Origin of the sequence: Roseateles sp. (genome assembly GCF_031397715.1) — a bacterium.
Classification (GTDB): Bacteria; Pseudomonadota; Gammaproteobacteria; order Burkholderiales; family Burkholderiaceae_C; genus Paucibacter_A.
In genome coordinates, this window is the sequence record NZ_JANNMI010000198.1 from 1 (window position 1) to 3,585 (window position 3,585).

Consider the following 3,585-nt stretch of genomic DNA (forward strand, 5'->3'; position numbering starts at 1 on the left):
GTGCGCGACAAGATCGGTTCGTTCAAGGAGCGCGATGACATGCAGCGCTGGTTGCAGAGCTGGATTCTTCAATACGTGGACGGCGACCCGGCGCACTCTTCCGAGAACACCAAGGCGCGCAAACCCTTGGCTGCGGCTGAAGTGGTGGTGGAGGAGATAGAAGGCAACCCGGGTTACTACTCGTCGAAATTCTTCCTGCGGCCGCACTACCAGCTTGAAGGGCTCACGGTGTCGCTGCGTCTGGTCTCGAAGCTTCCTTCTGCCAAAGCGGGATAGGGCGCTTGTACACCCATCCCCGCCGCACGAAGGGGGTCTGGGACAGGGTTGGGCAGTGCAACAACGTTAACCGCTCCCGATACGGGAGCATCAAAGGAGAAGCAGTATGGCAGTCGACATGTTCATGAAAATCGGAGACTTCAAGGGCGAATCCGAGGACAAGGTCCACAAGGAGAAGATCGATGTTCTGGCCTGGAGCTGGGGGCTGTCGAACAGCGGAACGACGCACTCTGGCGGCGGCGGCGGGGCTGGCAAAGCCAATGTGCAGGATTTGTCATTCACGAAATACGTGGACTCCTGCTCGCACAATTTGATCCAGGCCAGCTTTAGCGGCAAGCATGTCGACAAGGCAAATCTGATCGTACGCAAGGCAGGGGGCAAGGGCGCGCCGGTCGAATACATCAAGATTGAAATGACGGAGGTGCTGATCACCTCGGTCAGCACCGGTGGCAGTGGGGGCGAGGACCGCCTGACCGAGAACGTCACCTTGAACTTCGCTGAAGTCACGTTCGACTACACGCCGCAAGACTCCAAGGGCACGGTCGCCGGCGACAAGACCTTTGCCTGGAACATTGCCGAGAACGTAGCCGGCGGTTGAGCCTTGTTCGCCCCCATGCCGACCGCCACGTGGGTCAAGTCGGCGCGGGAGCACCGATGGACGCAAGCGGCCGGCCGGGCCGGTCGCTTGCGTCCCTTGCCTTTCAATTTCGTTCACGCAGACGCCATCTCTTGGGGTCCGCGAGAACGCCGTATTTGCCGGAGTTCCCATGCCCAATCCCGGTGCTGCCGAACAAGCCCTGAGTGCCGAACAAGCCCTTAAAGATGGCGATGCCAAAGCGGCTCTCAAGCTACTGACCGAACAGGTCCGCGCACAGCCTCAAGATGCGAAGCTGAGGGTGTTTTTGTTCCAGCTGCTGTGCGTGACCGGCCAATGGGAGCGCGCGCTGAATCAACTCAATGTGGCGCTGGAGCTCGACGCCGGCATGCTGCCCATGGTGCAGACCTACCGCGAGGCCATCGCTTGCGAGACCCTGCGCATGAAGGTGTTCGCCGGGCAAAAAGTGCCGATGCTGTTCGGGGAGCCCGAGCCTTGGGTGGCCTTGCTGATCGAAGCCTTGCTGCGTGAAGGTCGCGGCGAGCCGGACGCCGGCCGGCAGCTGCGCGCCGAGGCGCTGGAACTGGCGCCGGCCACATCCGGGACCGTTGACGGCCAGGCTTTTGCCTGGATTGCCGATGCGGACAGTCGGCTGGGCCCGGTGATCGAGGCCATCATCAATGGCAAGTATTACTGGCTGCCCTGGAACCGGGTGGCGCAGCTCGACATCGATCCGCCGCAGGACCTGCGCGACGCGGTCTGGATGCCGGCACATTTCCAGTTCACCAATGGCGGCGAAGTGGTCGGGCTGATCCCTACCCGCTATCCCGACACCGATTTGGCGCCGGGTGATTTGTTGGCCCTGTCCCGCAGCACCGAGTGGCGCTCGAGCGGCGTGGATGAGTTCGTCGGTTTGGGTCAGCGCTTGTTCGCGACCGATGCGGCTGATTTCGCCCTGATGGATATTCGGTCTGTCACGCTGAATGCCGTGGCCGAGCAGAGTTGAATCAGACCCATGGCTCAGCTGCGTGCCCGTGACCGCCTCCAGCCCGCGCTGCTGGATCGGCTGACCGATGACGAACCCGACGCTTTGCATGAAAGTAGCGAGACGCGTGTGATCGGCCGTAATCAGTTGCGTGAGATGGTGCTGCGCGATCTGGCCTGGCTGTTCAATTCCACCGCGCCGGGCGACTACATCGATTGGACGCACGCGCCGCATGCGCGCAAGTCGGTGCTCAATTACGGCCTGCCGGCCTTGTCGGGCAGCAGCGCCTCGAATGTCGATCCCAAGCTTTTACAAGACCGGGTCAAGCAGGCCATCCTCGACCACGAGCCGCGCATCTTGCCGCACACGCTGACGGTGGAGACGGTGATATCGGACAAGCAGTTGGATCACCACAACCAGATCGGCTTCCGTATTGCCGGGCAGTTATGGGCGCAACCGGTGCCGCTTGAGTTGCTGCTGCGCACCGACATCGACCTTGAAACCGGTCGGGTCGCCGTGCGCGAACTCGATCGTTAAGGGGCGCTGGCCATGGATCCGCGGCTGCTGCGCTATTACAACGACGAGTTGCGTCATCTGCGCGAGATGGGCGCGGAGTTTGCGCAGCAGTTCCCCAAGATCGCCGCCCGTTTAGGCATTGAAGGGCTGGAGGTTTCCGACCCGTATGTGGAGCGCTTGCTGGAGGGTTTTGCCTTTCTGGCCGGCCGCATCCAGCTCAAGCTGGATGCCGAGTTCCCGCGCTTCACGCAGACGCTGCTGGAGATCGTTTACCCGCAGTTCCTGGCGCCAACGCCGGCGATGTTGATCGCCCGTGTCGTCCCCGATCTGGCCGACCCCAGTCTGGCCACCGGTTTGACCTTGGCGCGCGGTACGGTGATGCACGGCCATGCCGGCAAGGCGGGGGCCACCGCCTGCGAGTTCCGCAGTGCGCATGAGTTGAAGATCTGGCCGCTGGAGTTGACGCAGGTCGAGTATTTCAACCAGGCTGCCGACCTGCCCATCGCGGCGGTGCCCGAATGGCGCAAATACCGCTCGGGCCTGCGCCTGCGCCTGCGCACCACCGCCAATTGCGACCTGGCCCAGCTCTCGCTCGACAGCCTGCGCCTGCATTGCACCGGCTTGGACGATGTGGCCTACCGCCTGCACGAGCTGATTTGCGGCCATGCGATGGGCGTGTTGGTGATGCCGACCAAACGCCCGATGGACTGGCATGAGGCGCTCGACGCCGAGTGCATCAGTCCGGTCGGTTTTGACGACGACCAAGCGCTGCTGCCGCCGACTCTGCATGGATTTGAGGGCTACCGCATCGTGCAGGAGTACTTTGCCTTCCCACAGCGATTCTTGTTTTTCGACCTGCACGACATTGGGGACGCGCTGCGAGAGCATGGCGGCCAAGAGGTCGACATCGTCATCCTCTTCTCGCGCGCCGACAACGCCTTGCTGCAACAAGTGGATGCCAGCAGCCTGGCCTTGAACTGCGTGCCGGCGATCAATTTGCTTGAGCGGCGCTGCGACCGCATCCAGGTCAATCCGGGCGACAGCGATTACCACGTGGTGCCCGATCGCACCCGGCCGATGGACTTTGAGGTGCATACGATCACCGAGGCGTCCAAACTTGGTGGCAGCTGCTGCGATTCACTCATGTCGACCGGAGAGCGCAAGAAATATGCCGAAACTGAGGGCATTGGAGGGGGCGCTGCGCGGCTACAAG

At 62.3% G+C, this 3,585-nt stretch carries 4 protein-coding genes and 1 pseudogene; all 5 read left to right on the plus strand.

Annotated features, from left to right (window positions below; translation table 11 throughout):
- Positions 1-276 (plus strand): annotated as a pseudogene (locus RMO57_RS08455) (type VI secretion system contractile sheath large subunit); the annotation flags it as partial.
- A 106-nt stretch (positions 277-382) separates the two neighbouring features.
- Complete coding sequence (locus RMO57_RS08460; protein ID WP_310385755.1) at positions 383-874, plus strand: type VI secretion system tube protein Hcp; 492 nt, start codon at positions 383-385, stop codon at positions 872-874.
- A gap of 169 nt (positions 875-1,043) precedes the next feature.
- Positions 1,044-1,877, plus strand: coding sequence for a type VI secretion system accessory protein TagJ (locus tag RMO57_RS08465; protein ID WP_310385756.1), 834 nt, complete (start codon positions 1,044-1,046; stop codon positions 1,875-1,877).
- A 9-nt stretch (positions 1,878-1,886) separates the two neighbouring features.
- Positions 1,887-2,393, plus strand: coding sequence for a type VI secretion system baseplate subunit TssE (gene tssE / locus RMO57_RS08470; RefSeq protein ID WP_310385757.1), 507 nt, complete (start codon positions 1,887-1,889; stop codon positions 2,391-2,393).
- Positions 2,394-2,405: 12 nt separating this feature from the next.
- A partial coding sequence (tssF, locus tag RMO57_RS08475) for a type VI secretion system baseplate subunit TssF (protein WP_310385758.1) occupies positions 2,406-3,585 on the plus strand: 1,180 nt, incomplete at its 3' end.

Coding starts and splice junctions, on each gene's coding strand:
- RMO57_RS08460 (WP_310385755.1), top strand. CDS start 383: ATGGCAGTCGACATGTTCATGAAAATCGGAGACTTCAAGGGCGAATCC.
- RMO57_RS08465 (WP_310385756.1), top strand. CDS start 1,044: ATGCCCAATCCCGGTGCTGCCGAACAAGCCCTGAGTGCCGAACAAGCC.
- tssE (WP_310385757.1), top strand. CDS start 1,887: ATGGCTCAGCTGCGTGCCCGTGACCGCCTCCAGCCCGCGCTGCTGGAT.